The 22,648-nt window shown below is 39.5% G+C and carries 21 protein-coding genes and 1 pseudogene; 10 read left to right on the top strand and 12 right to left on the bottom strand.

Going from position 1 to position 22,648, the window contains the following annotated elements:
- Position 1: 1 nt before the first annotated feature.
- The 7 genes from sapB to gstA all read left to right on the top strand — a co-directional run bounded on the left by sapB (position 2) and on the right by gstA (position 6,426).
- A complete protein-coding gene (sapB, locus tag QQS39_RS08345) occupies positions 2-967 on the top strand; it encodes a putrescine export ABC transporter permease SapB (protein WP_151434990.1) in 966 nt (321 codons plus the stop codon).
- The gene (gene sapC, locus QQS39_RS08340) at positions 954-1,847 is read left to right on the top strand and encodes a putrescine export ABC transporter permease SapC (protein ID WP_099075271.1); all 894 of its coding nucleotides are present in this window, start codon (positions 954-956) and stop codon (positions 1,845-1,847) included. The genes sapB and sapC overlap by 14 nt, the downstream gene beginning before the upstream one ends.
- Positions 1,847-2,848, top strand: a complete 1,002-nt coding sequence (gene sapD / locus QQS39_RS08335; protein ID WP_151434989.1) for a putrescine export ABC transporter ATP-binding protein SapD — start codon at positions 1,847-1,849, stop codon at positions 2,846-2,848. Before sapC ends, sapD begins: the two co-directional genes overlap by 1 nt.
- The gene (sapF, locus tag QQS39_RS08330) at positions 2,838-3,647 is read left to right on the top strand and encodes a putrescine export ABC transporter ATP-binding protein SapF (RefSeq protein WP_196734294.1); all 810 of its coding nucleotides are present in this window, start codon (positions 2,838-2,840) and stop codon (positions 3,645-3,647) included. Before sapD ends, sapF begins: the two co-directional genes overlap by 11 nt.
- Before the next feature lie 207 nt (positions 3,648-3,854).
- Complete coding sequence (gene fabI, locus QQS39_RS08325) at positions 3,855-4,643, top strand: enoyl-ACP reductase FabI (RefSeq protein WP_072067955.1); 789 nt, start codon at positions 3,855-3,857, stop codon at positions 4,641-4,643.
- Positions 4,644-4,897: 254 nt separating this feature from the next.
- Positions 4,898-5,602, top strand: coding sequence for a DUF3592 domain-containing protein (locus QQS39_RS08320; protein ID WP_151434987.1), 705 nt, complete (start codon positions 4,898-4,900; stop codon positions 5,600-5,602).
- A 212-nt stretch (positions 5,603-5,814) separates the two neighbouring features.
- A complete protein-coding gene (gstA, locus tag QQS39_RS08315) occupies positions 5,815-6,426 on the top strand; it encodes a glutathione transferase GstA (RefSeq protein ID WP_151434986.1) in 612 nt (203 codons plus the stop codon).
- Between the two features lie 108 nt (positions 6,427-6,534).
- Here the strand turns inward: gstA and pdxY are convergent, their stop codons facing one another.
- The 4 genes from pdxY to anmK all read right to left on the bottom strand — a co-directional run bounded on the left by pdxY (position 6,535) and on the right by anmK (position 10,743).
- Positions 6,535-7,404, bottom strand: coding sequence for a pyridoxal kinase PdxY (gene pdxY / locus QQS39_RS08310; protein WP_151434985.1), 870 nt, complete (start codon positions 7,402-7,404; stop codon positions 6,535-6,537).
- A gap of 122 nt (positions 7,405-7,526) precedes the next feature.
- Complete coding sequence (gene tyrS, locus QQS39_RS08305) at positions 7,527-8,801, bottom strand: tyrosine--tRNA ligase (RefSeq protein WP_151434984.1); 1,275 nt, start codon at positions 8,799-8,801, stop codon at positions 7,527-7,529.
- 132 nt (positions 8,802-8,933) lie between these two features.
- Positions 8,934-9,587 carry a pyridoxamine 5'-phosphate oxidase gene (gene pdxH, locus QQS39_RS08300; RefSeq protein ID WP_151434983.1) on the bottom strand — a complete coding sequence of 218 codons (654 nt, stop codon included), beginning with the start codon at positions 9,585-9,587 and terminating at the stop codon, positions 8,934-8,936.
- A 43-nt stretch (positions 9,588-9,630) separates the two neighbouring features.
- Complete coding sequence (gene anmK / locus QQS39_RS08295; RefSeq protein WP_285805734.1) at positions 9,631-10,743, bottom strand: anhydro-N-acetylmuramic acid kinase; 1,113 nt, start codon at positions 10,741-10,743, stop codon at positions 9,631-9,633.
- Positions 10,744-10,964: 221 nt separating this feature from the next.
- Here anmK and QQS39_RS08290 point away from each other — a divergent pair, with 221 nt between their 5' ends.
- Positions 10,965-11,432, top strand: coding sequence for an outer membrane lipoprotein (locus QQS39_RS08290; protein ID WP_023582334.1), 468 nt, complete (start codon positions 10,965-10,967; stop codon positions 11,430-11,432).
- Between the two features lie 327 nt (positions 11,433-11,759).
- Here QQS39_RS08290 and QQS39_RS08285 read toward each other — a convergent pair.
- Positions 11,760-11,873, bottom strand: a pseudogene (locus QQS39_RS08285) (transcriptional regulator SlyA); the annotation flags it as partial.
- Positions 11,874-12,459: 586 nt separating this feature from the next.
- Here QQS39_RS08285 and QQS39_RS18725 point away from each other — a divergent pair.
- Positions 12,460-12,621, top strand: a complete 162-nt coding sequence (locus tag QQS39_RS18725) for a YnfU family zinc-binding protein (protein WP_432711552.1) — start codon at positions 12,460-12,462, stop codon at positions 12,619-12,621.
- Positions 12,605-12,775 (top strand): DNA polymerase III subunit theta, encoded by a 171-nt coding sequence (locus tag QQS39_RS08280; RefSeq protein ID WP_285805733.1) that lies wholly within the window; start codon positions 12,605-12,607, stop codon positions 12,773-12,775. Before QQS39_RS18725 ends, QQS39_RS08280 begins: the two co-directional genes overlap by 17 nt.
- Before the next feature lie 211 nt (positions 12,776-12,986).
- Here the strand turns inward: QQS39_RS08280 and lpxP are convergent, their stop codons facing one another.
- From lpxP to QQS39_RS08245, 7 genes are all read right to left on the bottom strand, one after another.
- Entirely contained in the window at positions 12,987-13,895 is a 909-nt protein-coding gene (gene lpxP / locus QQS39_RS08275; RefSeq protein WP_285805732.1) for a kdo(2)-lipid IV(A) palmitoleoyltransferase, read from the bottom strand.
- Between the two features lie 452 nt (positions 13,896-14,347).
- A complete protein-coding gene (locus QQS39_RS08270) occupies positions 14,348-16,033 on the bottom strand; it encodes a phage tail fiber protein (protein ID WP_285805731.1) in 1,686 nt (561 codons plus the stop codon).
- Between the two features lie 41 nt (positions 16,034-16,074).
- On the bottom strand, positions 16,075-17,115 hold the full coding sequence (locus QQS39_RS08265) for a DUF6453 family protein (protein WP_285805730.1): 1,041 nt from the start codon (positions 17,113-17,115) through the stop codon (positions 16,075-16,077).
- A 3-nt stretch (positions 17,116-17,118) separates the two neighbouring features.
- Positions 17,119-20,607 carry a TipJ family phage tail tip protein gene (locus QQS39_RS08260; protein ID WP_285805729.1) on the bottom strand — a complete coding sequence of 1,163 codons (3,489 nt, stop codon included), beginning with the start codon at positions 20,605-20,607 and terminating at the stop codon, positions 17,119-17,121.
- Between the two features lie 14 nt (positions 20,608-20,621).
- On the bottom strand, positions 20,622-21,272 hold the full coding sequence (locus QQS39_RS08255; protein WP_285805728.1) for a tail assembly protein: 651 nt from the start codon (positions 21,270-21,272) through the stop codon (positions 20,622-20,624).
- On the bottom strand, positions 21,176-21,904 hold the full coding sequence (locus QQS39_RS08250) for a C40 family peptidase (protein ID WP_285805727.1): 729 nt from the start codon (positions 21,902-21,904) through the stop codon (positions 21,176-21,178). Before QQS39_RS08250 ends, QQS39_RS08255 begins: the two co-directional genes overlap by 97 nt.
- Positions 21,905-21,925: 21 nt before the next feature.
- Positions 21,926-22,630: a phage minor tail protein L gene (locus QQS39_RS08245; RefSeq protein ID WP_285805726.1), complete on the bottom strand. Its 705-nt coding sequence runs from the start codon at positions 22,628-22,630 to the stop codon at positions 21,926-21,928.
- Positions 22,631-22,648 lie beyond the last annotated feature (18 nt).

Here is a 22,648-nt window from a genome sequence, read left to right as displayed (position 1 = left end):
CATGATTATTTATTCAATACGTCGATTGCTTTTATTACTTGTGACACTGTTCTTTTTGTCGCTAGTAAGCTTTAGCCTAAGCTATTACACACCTAATGCTCCGTTAAGTGGTGCATCATTCACCGATGCTTACTTTTTTTATGCCCATAATATGATCCATTTTGATTTTGGTATTTCCTCTATCAATGGTGAACCAATCAAAGCGCAATTGATAGAAGCACTGCCTGCGACCATGGAGCTTTGTACATTAGCCTTTCTTTTTGCCCTTATTATAGGTATTCCTGCTGGTATTATTGCGGGAGTGTGGCGTAATAAATCTGCCGATATTATTATCAGTAACTTCGCGCTCTTAGGTTTTTCTGTGCCTGTATTTGGGCTTGCATTGCTGCTAACTCTTTTCTTCTCACTAAAATTGGGTTGGTTACCTGTTTCAGGTCGTATTGATTTGCTTTATAACTTGCAACCTATTACAGGCATTGCATTAGTAGATGCGTGGTTATCTGATCCACCTTATCGCCAACAAATGATCATTAATGTATTACAGCATCTTATTTTGCCTGTAATCACTCTGGCGATTGCACCAACAACTGAAGTTATTCGATTAATGCGAAACAGTACGGAAGAAATTATGTCAGAGAACTACGTGAAAGCAGCCGCAACTCGAGGTCTTTCACGTTTTACAATTATTCGTCGCCATATTCTTCATAATGCTTTACCTCCTATCATCCCTAAATTAGGCTTACAGTTCTCCACCATGCTTACACTCACGATGGTAACAGAAATTGTATTTAACTGGCCGGGGCTTGGTCGTTGGTTAGTTACAGCAATCCGTCAACAAGATTACTCGGCTATTTCAGCAGGGGTAATGTTGGTGGGTTCAATGGTCATTATTGTCAATGTCTTATCAGATATTGTGGGCGCCATGAGCAACCCAATGAAACATAAGGTGGGATATGCCTTTAGATAGCCAATTTTATAAAGAGAAAAAAACACCCTCACCCGCTGCGGTGATTTGGCAGTGTTTTTCTAAAGACGTTATCTCAATGGTAGGATTTTATGGCGTTCTTTTTCTCTTAGTGCTCAGTATTATAGGTCCTTATATTGCGCCTTATGCACTCGACCAACAATTTTTTGGTCATCAACTAACGCCACCATCTTGGTATCAAAACGGTAATGTCTCTTATTTCTTTGGTACAGATGATTTAGGTCGTGATGTATTCAGCCGAATTTTAATTGGCACAAGTATGACCTTTGGTGGTGCATTTATTGTTACTTTTGCAGCAACACTGATGGGCTTAATTATCGGCTGTTTTGCAGGTATGACCCATGGCTTAAAATCTGCCATTCTTAATCATATATTAGACACACTGTTATCCATTCCATCCCTACTGCTGGCTATTATTGTTGTGGCATTTGTTGGAACAAGTCTTGGCCACGCGATGATAGCTATTTGGCTGGCGCTGTTACCTCGTTTAGTCAGAATGATTTACTCTGCTGTTAATGATGAATTAAACAAAGAGTATGTTATTGCTTCTCGACTTGATGGTGCATCTAACATTTCCATTTTATGGTATACCGTATTGCCTAATATTACGCCTGTATTAGTTTCTGAATTAACACGCGCTTTCTCAATTGCTATTCTTGATATTACCGCATTAGGTTTTCTCAATTTAGGCGCCCAACTTCCTTCACCGGAATGGGGAGCAATGTTAGGTGATTCGTTAGAGTTAATATATGTTGCTCCTTGGACGGTCTTAATTCCGGGTGCAACCATTATGATAAGCGTTTTACTGGTGAACCTTTTAGGTGATGGTTTACAGCGTGCCATAAATGAGGGAGTTGAATAATGCCTTTATTAGATATACGCAATTTAACCATTGAATTTATGACACCCGATGGCCCAGTAAAAGCGGTAGATCGTGTTTCTATAACCTTAAATGAAGGTGAAGTGAGAGGTCTTGTTGGTGAATCAGGATCGGGTAAAAGTTTAATTGCGAAAGCGATTTGTGGCGTTACGAAAGATAATATCAATGTGACAGCCGATCGTTTCCGTTTTGATGATATCGACTTACTTAAATTATCACCAAGAGCTAGACGCCGTGTTATTGGTCATAATGTTTCAATGATTTTCCAAGAGCCACAATCTTGTCTTGATCCTGCGACAAAAATTGAGCAGCAGCTTATACAGGCAATTCCCGGCTGGACCTTTAAAGGGCATTGGTGGCAACGCTTTCATTGGCGAAAACGCCGCGCAATTGAACTATTGCACCGTGTAGGTATTAAAGATCACAAAGACATTATGCGCAGTTATCCTTATGAATTAACCGAGGGTGAATGCCAAAAGGTGATGATTGCCATTGCTATTGCAAATCAGCCTCGATTACTGATTGCGGATGAGCCGACTAACGCGATGGAGCCAGCAACACAAACCCAAATTTTTCGTTTACTGACTCGACTTAATCAAAATAACAATATGACCATTTTGTTGATTAGCCATGATTTGCAATGGATGAGCAAATTGGCGAATAAAATTACAGTTATGTATTGTGGTCAAACCGTCGAAACAGCATCCCCTGACGAGTTATTAGTGACACCTTATCATCCTTATACTCAAGCATTGATCCGCTCTATTCCTGATTTTACCAACTCATTAGCACATAAGAGCCGTTTAAATACACTACCCGGCGCGATCCCTTCTCTTGAGCATTTACCTGTGGGGTGCCGTTTAGGACCTCGTTGCCCTTATGCGCAACGACAATGTATTGAAGCTCCTCGGTTACGTTTATTTAAAAACCATGCCGTGGCTTGTCATTTTCCGTTAAATGTGGAGCCAACTGATGTTCGATAAGCTACTTGAGGTGAAAAATCTATCAAAAACATTTCGCTATCGTACTGGATTATTTCGACGTCAGCAGTTAGAAGCCGTAAAACCTATCAGTTTCACGCTAGAACCCAAGCAAACTTTAGCTATTATTGGTGCTAATGGTTCGGGAAAATCTACACTCGCGAGAATGTTATCAGGTGTGACAGAGCCTACAGGTGGCGATATTTTTATTAATGGGCATCAACTGACTTTTGGTGATTATCCTTATCGTAGTCAGCGAATTAGAATGATATTTCAAGATCCCACTAACTCGTTAAATCCACGCCAACGTATTGGTCAAACATTAGAGATCCCTTTACGTCTGAATACAGACTTAAGTGCAATTGAGCGTGAAAAACGAATTTATCAAACATTACGTCAAGTGGGTCTTTTACCTGAACATGCGAACTATTATCCTCATATGTTTGCATCAGGTCAGCGCCAACGAATTGCGCTTGCACGCGCATTGATATTGCAGCCTCAAGTCATTATTGCCGATGAGGCAATTGCTTCGCTGGATATGTCTTTGCGCTCTCAAATTATAAACTTGATGTTAGAGTTACAAGAGACTCATGATATTGCCTATATTTATGTGACACAAAACTTAGGCATGACAAAACATATTAGCGATAAAATCATAGTGATGGATAATGGCGAAGTCGTTGAACGTGGTAATACAGCAGAAGTTCTTGCGTCACCATTACATGAAGTCACTCGAAGATTGGTAGCAAGTCACTTTGGTGAAGCCTTAACAGCAGAAGCTTGGCGTCAAGATTTGATTTAAGTGTAAACAATATAAGCATAATGTTGATTGCACATTATTTCGCCCTTTTCCCTTAACTCCTCGGAGGTGCTAGGGAAATTAAACAAATTTACAAATGTCGTGGTAGAATCAGCCACGTTTATTAACAATAAGCGTGATAACCTAACAGATAAATAAAACTGTGAATGATGTTATTATCGCGATTTACGAAAAAACAAGGATACAGCTATGGGCTTTATGACCGGCAAACGCATTCTTATTACTGGTGTTGCTAGTAAATTATCAATTGCTTATGGTATTGCCAAAGCTATGCGTGACCAAGGTGCAGAACTTGCATTTACTTACCAAAATGAAAAACTGAAACCACGCGTTGAAGAATTTGCAGCATCATTAGACTCAAATATCGTATTAGAGTGTGATGTGTCAAAAGACGAAAGCATCGATACCATGTACGCAGAACTTGCAAAAGTTTGGCCAAAATACGATGGCTTTGTTCACTCTATCGGTTTTGCTCCTGCTGACCAATTAGATGGCGACTACGTTAATGCCGTAACTCGTGAAGGCTTTAAAATTGCTCACGATATCAGTGCATACAGCTTCGTTGCTATGGCGAAAGCAAGCCGTGAAATGCTAAATCCAAATTCAGCTCTATTAACTCTGACTTATTTAGGTGCTGAACGTGCAATCCCTAACTATAACGTTATGGGTCTGGCGAAAGCCTCTTTAGAAGCTAACGTTCGTTATATGGCAAATGCTATGGGTCCTGAAGGTATTCGTGTTAACGGTATCTCTGCTGGCCCTATCCGTACATTAGCGGCATCTGGTATCAAAGATTTCCGTAAAATGTTAAGCCATTGCGAATCAGTAACGCCTCTGCGTCGTACTGTAACAACCGAAGATGTGGGTAATACAGCGGCATTCTTATGCTCTGACTTATCTGGCGGCATCACAGGTGAAATCATTCACGTAGATGGTGGTTTCAGCATCGCTGCAATGAATGAATTAGAACTAAAATAATTCTGTTCTATAAATAATAGAAGCCAGCCTTACTGTTAAGGCTGGTTTTTTTGTGTTTTTTTGTGTTGCTTCTACGGTTTTTACTCTTAACTCTATTAAATACCGGTTTTTTATCTAATATCTCCCTTTTTCCTTTCATTTTTAATATCATGACTCTGTTAGATAAATTTCACTTTTGTTTTTTAGCTTATTCCTATAATCTTTTCTTTATATTAGCGATAAAATAATTACATATTAATAAAAGGATTTAATGTATGAAGAAATTTAGATTTCTGTTTTATATTTTTGCTCTTATTGGTGCAATTATTTTTGTTGTGGCTTTATTCGTTATTAAATCTGAATTAAATGTAGTAAGAAATGGAATAGAAACAACAGGCGTTGTTATTGACCAAAGTGTGAGTAAATCTTCTGATGGTAACTACTTTTATCACCCTATTATTCAGTTCAATACAGAAGATAATAAAGAAATAACGTTTCGCTCACCGGAAGGTGGTAGCCAATCTCGTTTTTATCTTGGTGAAAAGATTAACGTTATTTATCTTCCTAGTGATCCACAAAGAGCAACGATAAACAACTTTTTAGGCTTATATGGCGCGGGAACTATATTAAGTATTTTGGGATTAGTATTTGCATCAACAGGGCTTATCCCTTTGTATTTTATCAGAAGAAGAGCCACAAGGGATCAACGATTAAAACGTGATGGCATGCCTATCAATGTAAAAATATCTGAAATTATTATTAATACTCATATTCGTTTTAATCACCGTTCTCCCTATCAAATTATTGCTGATTATCATGATACATTAAACAATCGATTAATTCGTTATAAAAGTGGTTATATCTTCTTTGATCCCACACCTTATATTAATAGGGAGCTGGTTACCGTTTATGTTGATAAAAAGAACCCCAAAATCTATTACCTTGATATTTCATTTTTGCCTTCATTTGAAGAGTCATAAATAAATGTTCTTTATATTTAAAAATATAGGGAGCATTTATTTTCGTGTAATTTCATCAATTAACTGCCTTGTTCACAAATTTACAAAAGCCTTTTTTATTCGCACCTTTTGAGTTTGCTAATTTCTTAGAACCTCTTATCATCTTATATTAGTAAAGATATTCTGATATCTGTAAGTTAATTCATCACCTCATTGATAGGGAGCTATTCAATATGAAATTGTACTACACGCCTGGTAGTTGCTCACTTTCCCCTCATATCGTTTTACGTGAAACTGGTTTAGATTTTTCAATAGAGCGCATCGACTTACGCGCTAAGAAAACAGAATCGGGGAAAGATTTTCTAACCATCAATCCAAAAGGCCAAGTTCCTGTTCTTCAATTAGATAATGGTGATATTTTGACTGAAGGTGTTGCAATTGTTCAATACCTTGCGGACTTAAAACCTGATAGAAATTTAATTGCGCCACCAAAATCACTAGAACGTTATCATCAAATTGAGTGGTTAAACTTTCTTGCAAGTGAAGTACATAAAGGCTATGGCCCTCTATTTTCACCCGACACACCTGAAAGCTATGTGCCTGTTGTTAAAACTAAATTAAAAAGTAAATTCACTTATATTAATGATGTATTAAGCAAACAAAAATATGCCTGTGGTGAGCATTTTACGGTTATTGATGCCTATTTATTTACATTAAGCCAATGGGCGCCGCATGTCGGTTTAGATTTAACTGATTTAACACACCTACAAAGCTACCTAAAACGCATTGCACAACGACCTAATGTGCATAGCGCACTGGTTACCGAAGGGTTAATTAAAGAGTAAGTTAAAACGTTATAAAAGTTAAAACCGAATAAACGATAAGTTCATTACAATAAAAAAAGCGGACGTAACATTCATATCCGCTTTTTCTTTTCTTAGAATTTGTGTGGTTTAATCTATCTGTGTTGCGCAGAATTTGTGTGTTGGATGCACCATTTGATCTTGAGCAGCAACGAGTTGCAGTTCGTACTCATTCATCTCTTTCGTTTTTAGCATCACTTCATAAACTGCCGCAGCAACGTGTTCTAATGCAGTTTGTAGTTCAACACCTTTAAGTAAATCCACCAGCATTAAACCACTTGTTAGATCACCGACACCCACAGGTTGACGTTCACCAAAATCAACTAATGGACGGCTCACATGCCAACTATGCTCTGCGGTTACTAACAGCATTTCAAAGCGATCATGACGATATCCAGCGCGTGATAAGTGTTTTACTAATACAATCTTTGGACCTTGTTTACACAATTCACGAGCAGCATTGACGCATTCATCAACGTTATGAAGGGCTTTGCCACCACTTAATGTTTCAAGCTCTAATAAATTAGGTGCAATGATATCACTAATAGGTAGTGCATCTTCACATAGCACTCCTGAAACAGCAGGAGGAACAATACACCCTTTTTCAGGATGTCCCATTACAGGATCACAAAAGTACCATGCGTTAGGATTCGCTTGTTTTACTTTTTTAACGATATCAACAATACGCAAACCTTGTTCAGCCGATCCCAAATAACCACTGAGTACGGCATCACATTGTGAGAGTTTACCAATTGCGGCAATACCATCAACAATCTCAGTAATATGTTCTGCTGACATAACACAGCCAGTCCACTTTTCTGGGTATTGTGTGTGATTTGAAAATTGCACTGTATTTAGCGGCCAAACATTTACCCCCATACGACGCATTGGAAACTCAGAGGCGCTGTTACCTGCATGACCGAAAACAACATGTGACTGAATAGAGAGTATATTTTTCATGACATAAACCGATTATTGTGAATACACACAACACCCAAGCTTTATCATCATAGGCGAGGTATATACGTTTATTTATTGTTATTAAGAAAAAGGGCAACTCACCGGCTGCCCTTTACTGTCAATTATTTCCAGATAACGAGGCAGTAATGTTTTTTACCGCGACGCAAAATAGAATAATGACCAAATAAGAAATCTTTTTCTTCAAAGACGTATTCAGGATTGTCTTGTTTTTCGCCATTAATTGAAACTGCGTTAGAACCAATCATTGTACGAGCCTGACCACGAGAAGGAACTAATTCTGCGTTAACCAGTGCTTGTTGCAAATCACTGCCTTTTTCTAACTCAATTGTTGGCATACCATCTTGTGCTAATTGTTCAAGGTCAGCTTGTGTTAAGTCTGCAATTGCACCAGAGAATAAGCTTTCTGTAATACGTTTAGCGGCGATTAAACCTTCTTCGCCATGAACTAAACCAGTAACTAGTTCTGCTAATACACGTTGAGCACGAGGCGCTTGACCGCTATTTTTATCTTCTTCTTCAAGTGCATTAATTTCTTCAATGCTCATAAATGTGAAGAATTTTAAGAAGCGATAAACGTCAGCATCTGCTGTATTGATCCAGAACTGGTAGAATTTGTATGGGCTTGTTTTCTTAGGATCTAACCAAACCGCACCGCCTTCTGTCTTACCGAATTTAGTTCCATCAGATTTAGTAATTAATGGTACAGTCATACCAAATACTTGTTTCTGATTGAAACGACGGGTTAAATCGATACCTGAAGTGATATTACCCCACTGATCAGAGCCACCGATTTGTAATTCAACACCTAATTGCGTATTTAATGACGCAAAGTCATAAGCTTGTAATAGGTTATAGGCGAATTCAGTAAAAGAGATACCCACATCGTCACGGTTTAAACGTTGTTTAACCGCTTCTTTGTTGATCATTTGGTTCACAGAGAAGTGTTTACCGATATCACGCAGGAATGTCAGCACATCCATTTGACCAAACCAGTCATAGTTGTTTGCTAATTCCGCACTGTTTTCACCACTGTTGAAATCTAAGAAAGGTGACACTTGTTTACGAATTTTTTCTACCCATTCGTGAACAGTATCTTGGGTATTCAGTTTGCGCTCGGTGGCTTTAAAACTAGGATCACCAATTAGACCCGTTGCACCACCCACCAACGCCACAGGCTTATGCCCGGCTAGTTGGAATCGTTTTAAACACAGCAAAGGAACCAAATGCCCCAAGTGCAGGCTATCAGCGGTAGGATCGAAGCCACAATAGAGAGCGATAGGACCTTGCTCCAAACGCTCTACTAAAGCTGCCTCATCCGTGACCTGAGCGATTAGCCCACGCTCCTGCAATTGTGTGATTAGGTTCTTGCTAGACATCAATGACTCCATCGGTTTATTGTTTTTTGTCTATTTAAAATATAAGTGAAACACTAGTGGTATAGCATAAAGCGCCACTACATTAAGTACCAGTAGAAAAAGACTTTTTGAGACAAATTTATTAACACACCATTAAGGTGCTAATCGCTCAATGTCCCATCCTTGTGGTGATTTTTGGTAGATAAAGCGATCGTGTAGACGATTTTCTCGCCCTTGCCAAAATTCGACAGAATCAAATGTCACACGATATCCACCCCAGAAACTCGGTAATGGTACTTCTCCATTTTTGAATTTCTGTTTTAATTCCAGAAATTTACTTTCTAAGACGCCTCTTGCGGAAATGCGAGAAGACTGTTGAGAAGCCCACGCTGCAATTTGACTATCTTTAGGGCGACTATGAAAATATTTAATAACTTCAATGGGTGAAAGCTTTTCAGCTTTCCCTAAAAAACAAACTTGTCTTTCTAATGGATACCAAGGGAATAATAAACTGACTCGTTGATTGTGCTCTAAATGACTCGCCTTGCGACTGCCCAAGTTGGTGTAAAAGACTAAACCATGTTCGTCGAAGTGTTTTAATAACACAATACGTTGGTAAGGTTGTCCATTTTCATCAACCGTGGCAACACACATTGCAGTAGGATCACTCAAACGCGCTTCACAAGCCTGTTTTAGCCACTTTTCAAACAAAACTAATGGCTGTTCAGTTAATTCATGACGTCGTAGTCCACCGTTCATATATTCTCGGCGTAAATCTGCAACATCAATAAAATCAAGTTCTGTCATTTTTCACTCTCTCTTTTGAGAAACTGCGTTCAGCATATCACGCTTAACGAGGATTTGTAGGGTAAATCGCCCCTAAAACGGTTTCTCTTGATGCCCCTGTTACAGAAGGCAAATTCCCTGATTCATTGGCAATAGTACGAGCAGCTAACCAAGCAAATGCCAACGCTTCCATATCATCGCCACTTAAACCATATTTATCCGTTGTTGCGACTTCTGTACCCGGTAATAATGAAGCTAAACGATGCATAATTTGCCCATTTCTCGCCCCACCACCACAAACAAGTAAACGTTCACATCCACCGTTTAATTGGATCTGTTGCACAATACTTATCGCGGTTAATTCAACTAGCGTTGCTTGTACATCTTCAGGAAAAACATTAGGTACTCTTGCTAAATGGTAATTTAACCATTGTGTATTGAAATATTCTCGCCCTGTACTTTTAGGTGCTGAACGTGAAAAGTAAGGATCTGAGAGCATATCTTTCAATAAAGTTGCGTTTACAGTACCAGTAGCCGCCCATTTGCCATTATCATCATAGGGGGTTTGGTTATGGACCCAATTCCAGCTATCTAATAGCATATTGCCGGGTCCGGTATCGTAGCCTTTAACTGCAATACCAGGTAATAACAATGAGATATTGGCGATACCACCAATATTTAAAATCACTCGTTTTTCAACAGAGTGTCCTAACACGGCAAGATGAAAAGCAGGTACTAAAGGTGCGCCTTGTCCGCCATAAGCAATATCTCTGCGACGAAAATCACCGACTGTTGTAATCCCCGTTAGGGCAGCAACACGGTTGTTATCACCAATTTGCATAGTAAATGGCATATCACTTTCTGGCTCATGCCAAACGGTTTGTCCATGACACCCTATCGCCGTAATATCACTCGCGCTAAGTTTTACTTTTGCGAGTAACTCTATAATTGCTTGCGCATAAAGTTCGCCCAGTTGGGCATCTAATAGACCGATTTCATGCAAGGTAGTAGGTTGCCCTTGGCAAACAGCTAAAATTCGTTGGCGTAAATGTTGTGGATAAGGCAGAAAGTGATTTTCTTGTTGTGCAACAAACTTATTATTGATTGCAGCTAATACAACATCAACACCATCTAAGCTTGTGCCAGACATCACGCCAATGTACCGCCCTGCTATCATGTTCTTTTCCTTATAATCAAGATGATGCAAATTTTTAACATATAATGTTATATTCTCTTTTTTCAGAAATCTCTTCTGTTTGTACTATCGGCCTTTACTATATAGTAAGCTATATATTATTAAAATCAGTGTCGACATACGCAAAAAACGAGCTATAACTGATACTAGATAACATTGGTATAATCTGAACGATTTCCCTCAGATTTTCTTTAGGAGTGACTATGTTTAAGCATTTACTTATTGGTCTTTTTACAATGACTGTACTTACTGGTTGCGTGAATACAAATTCACTATCCGGTGACACTTATACCGCAAGCCAAGCAAAACAAGCTCAAAATATTACTTATGGTACAGTGGTTTCTGTGCGTGCAGTGAATATTCAGGCGGGTAGCGATGAGAATATTTTAGGCGCTATCGGTGGTGCTGTTCTCGGCGGTATGTTAGGTAACACAGTGGGTGGTGGTACAGGTCGTAACCTAGCAACAGCCGCGGGTGCAATAGCAGGTGGTATGGCAGGACAACAAGCACAAGGTGCTTTAAATACCACTAAAGGTGTTCAAATTGAAGTTCGTTTAGATAGTGGTAAAACTGTCGCTATCGTTCAAAAAGCAGATAATACTGTTTATAGCCAAGGTCAACGTGTTGCAGTTATTGGTAACGGAAATAACTTAACTGTTTCTCCTCGCTAATGAACAACAAAAAACAGGCAACATTAAAGTTGCCTGTTTTATTTATGACTCAATAATAAGTAATCTAAAGAGAGAACGAATATATAATCTAGTTATGGCAATTAAGACTATATAATGATATTTGTTATATACTCGTTATATTTCAAGTTTCAGTATATTTCAAATTTCAATATTGTTGACATCGTTTACTCGCACCAGTGATATATTTTATATATTTCTAGTGAGTCATTCATTTGTTGTATAGCTGAACAATCGAATTGTTTAGAGTATCGTTATCATCATGTCATTAATATTATTTAAATAGAATATATATTAAATTTGAAATTATTAGTCATTTAACCTATTTATATTTTTTTCTAGTTTTTGAATTGTACCTATTAGCCTTTCAATTTCTTCTAGTTGAATACCACCTAGTATTTCTCGTCTCGTTTTTTCTATAACAGAATAATACCAATAAACATTTAACCAAATAGAATCAATTAGTTGAAATGATTACTAATAATTTAAATTGGATTATGAACACAATTATGTACACAAAAAATCATGTACAATGATGATTGTATACAACCATCAATGAATACTAATTTTAGCGCCCATACACCAACTAATGGGATCATTACAGATTCGAAACCTCTTATTGCAGGGTAGATGTAACCCACAATAAGGAGCGCTAAAAATGAGAATGACCTCACGAAAAAAGAGATAATGGAATTATTTAAACCTGACAATCTTGAATGGGTAACAGGTGAAATTGGCGCCCCTCCTTTTGATGTTGCAGGAGTGGCTTATATGGAAAGTGTCGTCTTGTGAAATGCGAAGATGACGGAGAGGATTTTATTGAAGGTGAGTGTGTGGTAGTTGGCTAACAACAGGCAGTTTCTGGCACCTTAAATACTCAAACGCACTTGCTGTGCTTTATCATGTGGTGTAATAAAACTTGTCACCACAAATAAAAGAACAAAAATTAAGCAATTAAATACAAAGTAGCGTACACTGAATCACGATATCCCTATAATGGGTGAAAGATATGAAAGCTTTTAATGTGATAAGAATGTTTCAAGACGCACTAGTAGAAGTTACCTGCCCAAGTTGTTCTTATGTTGCCAAACAAAACAAACATAAACTTAAGAAAAACCTAATCTTATTGTGTCCGAATTGCGGTTACATGTTCTATGCCAATAAAATATAAAACTAAACTCAATATGCTGGCTATTGCCGTAGAAGTTGAACGACAACAACCAGCACATTTGAGAACGTACTTTAATAAACGATTGGCGTTTTATCGTGAGAGAAGCAAGAAATTGCCAGATGCAAATTCTGTGCAGTATTTGAAAGCAGAGTGATTGACATGAGATAATTGGCTTCTCATAGAAAATAATTAGATTTGATAGCCAGTTTTTCGCTCAAAGCTGGCCTTTAAGTTCAATTGATTAACCTTGGCTGTCAGTTCCGCCATCGTTAACATGAAACAGATCGAATAATTCTCTTATTTCATTTTTTACAAATACGCAGTGACAAGAAATATAGATTCTGCCTCATGACAAGTAAAGTGATTCATCTGTATAAAGAGGCTTCGCCTTCAGGACGGGTTTTGAACCTGCGATGCATCCATAGGTATTGCTCAGGAGCACGGAGAATTTCACGCTCGATGATCTTGTTCATATAAACAGCTGCGGCGACCTTGTCTTCCCCTGGATAGCCTGACAACGGGTTGCTGATATACATGTGATAACCTTTTTGATCACTACGTCGAATCATGCTGAGTGTGATCAATTGTACATCAGCGAGTTTTGACAAAGCATAAGTTCCGTTCGTTGTAGCTGCTTTTTTTACCGAGAAAAAAGGTGCAAAAATGCTTCCTTTAGGCCCATAATCCTGATCTGGTGCGAACCACACTGCTTCACCAGCTTTTAGCGCATGAACAAAACCAGATAAATTACGTCTATTAATCAACGCTTTATTTGAACGCATACGCCCTTTTGTCTGTACCCATTCCATTAATAGATTATTGTGTGGGCGATAAGTTGCCATCATAGGATGGCATAAACCCATGGCTCTTCCACACAACTCAAGAGACATAAAATGAATACCGATAACCATTACCCCTCTGTCTGCACTGGTCAGATTTTCAAGCCCTTCAACATCAAACCATTTTTTAACTCTCGCATCACTCCAGAACCAGGCCATTCCTGTTTCCATCAATCCCATTCCAAGAGAAGCAAAGTTTTTATTAACCATCAGACTTCGGGCAAACGGTGTCATTTTGGGAAAGCAGAGTTCGATATTTCTGATAGCAATGCTTTCCCTACGTTTCAAAAAAGGCCTGGATATTTTTCCAAGGTTAGAGCCTAGAATATGTAAAACTGGGTAAGGAAGTTGAACAAGAAGCCACAGCAGAACCAAACCAGACCAAGTAAGCCAGTAGCGGGGGTGGAGTAAATTATAAGTAAAAGTCTGTGACATAAATTTCCTTAATGCTAATAATGAAGGTGATAACGAAAAAGGAAAATAATAAGAAAATTCGCCTTTAGCGATACTTATTCTTTTAGGCAGCGTAAATCCGTATAAATTCAGAAAATTACCATTTCAATCACTGGCAAAGAATTTGATGAGAACGAATGGATTAAATCCTCTTTATGGTATAACTGTATCATCGATGTCGCTGAGGAACTGTTTAAAATGTGGCTCAAGGAATAAGATAATTAACAGCTGAACACTATAGCGAACGAAGATAAAGCCATGCAGAGCTTTCAAGCCGTATCAATCAGGGCAAATCTTCGTGAATCCATACGGCTTGAACTTAATAACGTCCCTTTCTGGCTCATATACAGACCTATGGTATAACAACATAAATTCTAATATTTAGCTAGTACAGTTAATGGTTACAGCAATATGTCATTTTCACCCTGATTGGATTACCTTTTCATTTCCTCTTCCGCTTTCTGCGCTTCTTCCATCTCACGCATTCTCAAGTTATAGATTGATTGCTCTGGCATCTGTACACGGACAGAAATAAAACGACCATTAGGAATATCAATCGGATCGCCATCGTTGAAACCATCAATTTTATTATTAGCAAACTCAGGCGCATTAGGGTGAGTTCGGTGATGCGTTTTAACGAGAATAGAACCGTCTTTGTTAACTTTAGAGTCTACCCAAATAAGAGGCTGTTTATTGACATCGAGTGGAATTTCAATACCACCATCGATACCACCCCAGCCTGCGTCAGCGTTAAACCCAAGAACTCCTTCAATGAGATATTCACCTTGAGCTACTCGAGTAACTGTAGCGCCTTCTGATTCGTCATTAGTGGTAAATGTGCCGTCAGGATTGATGTTGATGACAGGGGAGGCTTTTTTGATAAAACCTTGTGGATCTGTAGTTGTATTGCCACTTCCCCATAATACATTCCAAGAAAGAACATCTCCTCTTTTTGTGCATACTGTCGGCGTACCTGATGAACCATGAAAAAAAATTTTTACCGAATTATTCCAGTCGTATTTTAAATTTATTCCAGAACCCCAGCCACTAAACCAATCACTAGTTCCTGCACCACCACCTTGCCTAAAGAACCCCGTTCCCATTCTCGTATCATTCAATGTATCATTATCAACACCATCAACTTGATTATCATCAAGTATCCTCTTCATATTAAGATTTGGATATTCATCTGAACCAGTGATACCTGATCTGTAATAAAGCTTACTATTAATTGGATCACCACCAATACAAGCGAGTTGAAAGCATGAACCATGACCTGATTTATCACCCCAATTCCTAAAATTAACCAGACCAACAGCCCCCAATCCTGTTCCACCAAACAACCCTTTGATATTGATAAAACCACTGGAATAACCGAACGGATAAGACAAAACATTATTAATTGATATGTAGTGTTGTCTAAAATCATGGTAGCACTGTAAAGCAAGGCTAGTGTCTTTCTCTACAATAACCGGATTTTTATAATCATATATTTTACTTGAAGATAATAACTTTCCTCCTTTAGTATCTGGAAACTTATATGCATCAGCAACTCCATTTCTTTTAATAGATATATCAGGTTCAACTCTAGTTAAAGATAACCAAGCAGCATTTTTTTCGTCACGAGAAACGGTTCCTACAGCATCAGTAAATCGAACTTCACCATCTACCCACTGAATACCTCCTTTTTTAGCATCTAGTTTATTACTAATATCCCCTTGCATCTTCTTAATGCTATCGAGCGTAATAACTTCACCATTTGGCATCTCAATTTTTGTCTGCCCTGTTTCAGACATCCACGTATTCATCGCATCGAGGAAATATTGCGTGTATGCATTTATTGCAACCATCGTTCTTGCTGCATCACTATTATTATCTGGCTCAGTAATATGAATTGAGAATATGGTGTTAGTTGCGGTAGCTAATGCAGGTTGTGCTAATACTAATTCTGTGTCGGAATTAACGGATTTAATCATATACGGAATATTAGTATTTCCCGATTTAATTAAAATCGTCATTCCGATATTAATGGCGGGATTATTATTTTTAAATTTAGTGCCAGTGCCTTTGACAATAGCAGACCCTGACACTGTGTTAACAGTGCCTGTTGTGTATATCATAAATAAGTTTTCCTAGAGGTATAAATGAAATGAAGAGTTAATTAAATATTGAAGTAGTCGCTGAGTTCGATACCGTAGATATTAAATTCTATTTTAAATGCATTACCGCCATCTGCTCCGTATGGACCACCGTACTCTGAACCTATACTGTATATGTCATCCCAATAAACACTATTACTATCATTTCTAAAGCCAAAGCCAGTACGCATATAAATAACATCATCTCTATTATTTCCCTGTATTCTCCAGTTAACAAATTGTGCATCTGGAATAATCATCGGCTTCTTAAGTTTAGAGAATGAAGCACCATTCCGATTACTAAATCGTGTCGTCTCTCCGAGTTTCATAGGTTTATAGTTGGATGAAAATGTAATTTCTTTTTTATCATTATAAATAACAAGACCATATTTAGGCGGGTTTAATTTAAAGTTAGTACAAAATATAACAACATACATTTCACAAGAAGCACTAACAACCAAACCCCTTGCTTTATTATATGAGAATACAGCATCTGAATTTTTTGGTCTTACAAAGATAACAGGATTCATTTCATCGGTAATATGAGTCGGCATTCTCCAGCCATTATCTTTACCTGCATTAATTTTTACAATTTCAGCAAAAATACAATAACCACGCATTGACGGCGTTAATTCACTAATACCGTTCATTCCATGTAGACGAATTCCGTATGATTCACTATTTGATTTTGGATAACCATAAAAATCAAATACAAACTCAGGATCTTCCTCTGCGTCTTCTGAGTTTACTCGTGATCCGGCTGGTCTTTCATCGACATAGAAATTAAAACTATCACCAGATATATTATAATCTGTTACATTTGATGAGAACCAATAATACGAACCAGGGATTTTATATGTCCTAGATACTATTCTAGGAATAATAATGATGTTATATCGTTCATATTCATGGATATTGTGCTTCATGGTATTCCATCCAGTATTTGGGAAGAAATAGCCATACCACCCCATTTTGACAGTCCCAAGATATCCCATCACTTGATTATCATCAGCATCTAAATAATATTCATTACCAATATCTGGCTTAATATAAACACCATACATTAATTAAACTCCTTCTATTTTTCCTATTTCAATCCTAAGTTCTCCTTTAGCACCGTAAACCGCAATCCGTTCATTGGTGATAACGGTATGCGCACCCGTCTTGTTTGTTCCTATATCTAATTCACCCCGGAACGTTCCTTTGTTCATTTCAATATTGCTAGTTTTACCATCAATCAAAAAACCACTTTTCCCCGGAACATAATCGCCAGATTTAATATATTCAGTGACAACAACGGAATTAAGCCACGCTTCATTAATAAAGACTTCACGCATAAACAATTGCCCGTTCTTGGCATACATGAATAATTCCATTTTCCCGTTAACAGGGTTATACCAAACGAAATTATTCGCGTTGTAACCAATATACGACTCAAGCTTTCCATTCTTAACTTGAGCGCTAATGACCTGTCCTGCTGCATTGTATTTCACGTTATTATGAACAATCGTAATATTGATTGAATGAGTGACAACACCGTCGCCTGATTGACTAAATTCAGCCTGCATTTTTTGATTAATCATGCCCTGCTGTTTACCGAATTGCGCTTGTACCTGTTCTTCGGATTTAGCCATGGCTTTATTCGTTTCAGATATTGCTTCTTTATTTGTTGCAACATCAGCACGAATACGACCAACTTCTTTATCTGTATTGCCTAACTTCTGGTTGGTATCGGCTAAATCTTGGTTGGTACCATCAATGCGTTTATTTGTTGCATCATTAGTTGTTTTTAACTCTGTACGGATCTCCGTTGATGTTTGCCCGAACGCCTTATTTAGCTCAGTAATTGAAGTTTGAGTCTCTTTAATTGCAGACGTGTTATCACCAACCGCGGAGTAAATTTCTTTAACTTCCTGTGCCCATGCTTCGTTATCCGTTGCACGAACTTGCCATAGCTCTTTGATCCCAGCCTGTGATTGACCATGACTTACTAACAAACGGCGCGATAGTCTAGAGTCTTCATTACTAAGAATAATTGCTGTCTCAGCATTCCAATCTAATTTATCACTGAGTTGTTTGCCGGCATCTGTTGTCATGAACTGACCGTCTAGCTCATCGAGTATTTCTTTGGTATTACTATTAGGCTCCCCTTTGGCTTCAACAAACACTGATTTTCCAACAGCGTTTATACTACGAACATAAATATAATAGGTATGACCTGCTTTTAGGTTTCGTCCCTGAATAACCCACATCGTACTGAGACCTAGATACTCGGCGCGACTTTCCACTTCGCTAATATCGGTGATCTGTTTTTCTGAAAACCAAAACTCATACTGTGCTCGCAAGCTATTTTGACCGCCAGAACGCGGAATAATACCCAAGCTAAAATAACCGGATTCCACTTCAATATAACTCGGTGGTAACGGTGGGTTAATCGCGAATGAAGTTGTGGCCACCTCGCCTTTTTGTTTCCGATCATTTTGAGGTACGACGGATAAAACGTAATTTCCTTGAGGCAAACCACCAAAACGATACATCGTGTCCGTGGTTGAAGCGGTACCGACAATGCGATCACCGGTAGTGAGTTTTAATAAAAAGTCTACTCCTCGACTGGAATAAGGCGTGTTCCAACTGGCTTCCACCTGCCATGCGCTTGCATCTGATTCGATATCCACAGAAAGGTTTTCAACCGGTGGGATAAATCCACCCAGTGGCGTATCGGGCTTTGGCTCAAATTTAGCGCCTTTATCAACAATCGCCTCTTTTTCGGGTATGTGCTGTACGGCTATAACCGTAAAACTGCCATCACCATTATCAGCTAAACTGATGGCACGAAATAGTCGGCGACGTAAAGACGGGAGTGTCAACGTCCAAATTCCTCCCTCGCGTAATCCTAGCGGTAAAGTATCCAGCTTTATTTGATTAGATGCGGGATAGCTCACCACTTCATAAGATTGTGGATCACCTTGCGCATTGATGAGTGTGACGCTTGATTTACCGCTTTTGGGTGTATCGATATTGCGATCTAAGGTTAATGTTTGAGAGGCATAATCAATGTGTGTTAGACGCCCACCCACTTGATTGTCCGCGTAATAGTTATCGGCAATTTCGATAATATCACCCGGCATATGACGCAAGCCTTCACTACCAACAGTAAATTCAACCGTCTGTGTCTCTAATTTCTCAGTGGTTAATAACCAAAGACCATGACGATGGGCTTGCCCTCTGCTAGTACAACCAAAAGCATCGACGCGCATCACATTACGCCCAAAGCGGGCAATACTGGCATCATCTTCAACTAGTTCAACACTGGTTTTCCAGCCATTATCGGGATCAATAAAACGAACCTCTACAGCGGTATGACGCGATTTTAATGCACTAAAACTATACTGAAAGTTACCATCAATCACATTGGCGTTGGTATAGGGCCACACCACATCAGACGGCCTATCTTGAATAAAGGTTAATGTTCGCCCATTCCAGACAGGCATAATGCGCATCATGGCACACATATCACCCATGACATCATAGGCTTTGCGCATATCCGTAATGTAAGCATTACACGTCATACGGGGTTCTTTTCCACCGAACCCATCATCAACCTGTTCATCACAATAACGACCGATTGCATACAGGGCGAATTTATCGACTTCACTAATATTAAGACGTTTCCCCATGCCATAACGCGGATGGGTTAATAAATCCCATAATATCCATGCGGGGTTGTTAGTAAATGCGGGCTTAAAGGTACCGTCCCAAATCCCCGAATAAATCCGTTTATCCGGATCATAATTACTGGGTACCTGAATAATGCGACCTTTGATAAGGTAATTACGGCGTGGAAATTTATTGCCAAACTGCTCACTATCAAACATCAATCCCGCCACGGCAGAACCCGGATAGGTTTGTGAAATATCCACTAACTCAGAATAGCTCGACCAAACGGTATTATTTTGAATTTTGTCCGAAGTGCTGTCTTGGGTGATGCGGATCATGCGTACACTAAACGGCACAGGCGGTAAATCATCCAACACAACAGCCATTAAATAAGGTGAGTTAGAGCGCTTGCCATTAATTGTGACATTTTTCTCTGTTATCCACGCTCCATTGCGCTGAATTTGGATTTGCAATTGAACAGAAGTCGGTACGCGATCACCATTATCTTTAGTTTCAACCAGTGCTTGTGTACCAAAGGTTAGACGTAAACGGTCAATATTGGGTGAGGTGATAGTACGAGTGACGGGGGAATTATATTTAACTTCGATACCCACTGGTACTTCATTCGCAGACGCGGTAAAGCCACTCATTGCCGGTTGCTCTAATGTCCCTGCCCGCCATTGTGCATACATTCCATTAATCGTGCTATTGCCAGAGCCGTCTATCACAGGCGTATCATCCAAATAAATACACCCCAAATCATCCATCGAGCCTTGAATATGGATCGGTCCTTCAATCGGTCCCTCACTGATTAAATCAATTAATGAGGCTTTTTGACGTGATGTTAAATCGTTTGGTGCCTCATACGGTGTTTTTTGACCACCACCACCCTTACCCATAATACGAACTCCTCTTATCCACCGTGTTTACCGGCATCGATATCTTCGCCGTCACTGTCATCCATAATCTCAACTGATTGTGAAATGACGCGTGAACCACACATAATTTCACCATACGCAATGGGCACCGGCATCCCTTGTGCAACCGCGTTATCAAGATTACTAAAATAGGTATTGCCTTTTTCTTCATCACCACGAGATAAATTAGGCGGTTTAGGCGCGGGGATCAGCATTTGAGCGACACCGCCAATCATCATGGCTGCGCCACCTGCCATCAAAGACGTGGCAACGGTTGCGGAGATCCACGCAGGTCCCCACCACCCCAATGAAAATAAGGCCGCACCCGCAACAAACTGAAAAACACCGACGTTTTTAGCGCCTGATAATTTCGGCACAATATGGACGACCGCATTATCAGGTAAGGCTTCATTGAATTTTTGGTTAATTTCTTGCGGGGAAATATCGGTACCAGCAATGCGAACTTGATACCAACCCTCACGAATGGCGAGGCGTAAAGCTGGAATTTGAATAAAAAGCGCGTGAAGCCCTTCAGAGGCGGTATTCACATTTAAATCAAAGCGACGTCCAAATCGTTGCAAATTCCCATAAAGTCGGAAGGTTGCCAATCGCGGTAACGCCAAATTGAGTGCGTCATTCGTTGCCATCGTTCGTTATACTCCTCGCGTTTGCTAAGTTGGTTTGGAATGTGATGCAAAATCGTTTGATTGCCTAAATAGATCCCTGCGTGGTTGGCGCGAGAGCTGGCATAACAACACAAAATAATATCGCCGGGTTGCGCCTCTTTTTTGACCTGCCGAAAACCAGTGCTCACCATATTATCGAGGTACAGTTCTTTACCTTGGCGCCACCAATTATCATGTCGCTCAAAGTCAGGCAATTCATGCCCTGCCAAATGGTAAGCATCACGAAACAACCCATAACAATCTGTTGAGCCATGAACAAATTGGCGACCTAACAGATGAGGCACTGGCTGATAACAGTGGATTTTTTCATCACAGACCACCCACCACGGCAACGCGCTGTTCACCTGCAGTTGTCGGTCCAAGGGACTGAGATAAGGCTGACCATCGGGGTGACTGTGGACAACCGCAATCACCTCACCCTGCTGTTCGGCGCGAATAAAATCATCAAAAGAAATCGTGAAATGGTTTTTCGGATCGGCATGCTGATTAACACAAGGTAAATACTGTTCACCCCGCGCGGTACTTATCAATAAGCCACACGCCTCTAAGGGCGCTTGCTCTTTTGCCTGCGCCAAAATTGCTTGTTCAATCATAAGAAACACCTTAGGAGGGAATTAACTATTACCAATACGGGACGTGGAGACAAACGCACCTATACGTGATTCGTTTTTTCGTAACTTACAGTCACTCAGACGTTTACCACATTTATCTTTTAACGGATCGGTGGTTTGATTTCCCCATTCATCGGCAACAGGAGGCCCTTTATATCCGCACTCTTCAGAACGATATCCCCAAGGGCAGATATCCGACAAAATCACGCGACCAGGAAGCATCAATCCGTCTGTTTCACTGGGTGTCGCCAACATAAAAGTGGCGGTCACTGAATTTAAACTGGTCATCTGCTCAATGATCCAACGTGTCACAATCTCTTGTGATGGGTCAGCATTAGGATTGCCATGAGGAAAATTGACCGCATCTAAAAATTGGGTGCTGACAATGCGACGTACCACCAGCCCACCAATTGCACTATCTAGCTGACTGGCAATCCCTGTAATCAGCCCGAATAAATTCGACAATGTAATTGTGGGTCGCCCTGATGGGCCTTTGCCATTAAAGGCAAATCCCTCACCTTTCACGGGATAAGGTTCATAGGTGCTTCCTTGCCAGATTAACGGTTCTTTACGCTGATTGAGTCCATCAAAAAAGCGGTACCGAATACCGCCTATTTTGGTTAAATCAAATTCGTAAAGTTCAAGTAGAGCATCTGTAGAGGAGATTTCGGTAACACTAATTCGCATTTCAGGAGGAATATGTTGCATATTAGCTCCAATAAAAAA

Source organism: Proteus appendicitidis, from assembly GCF_030271835.1.
GTDB lineage: Bacteria > Pseudomonadota > Gammaproteobacteria > Enterobacterales > Enterobacteriaceae > Proteus > Proteus appendicitidis.
Note: the sequence above shows the minus strand (reverse complement) of the source record. Positions and strands in the feature narration are given on the sequence as shown.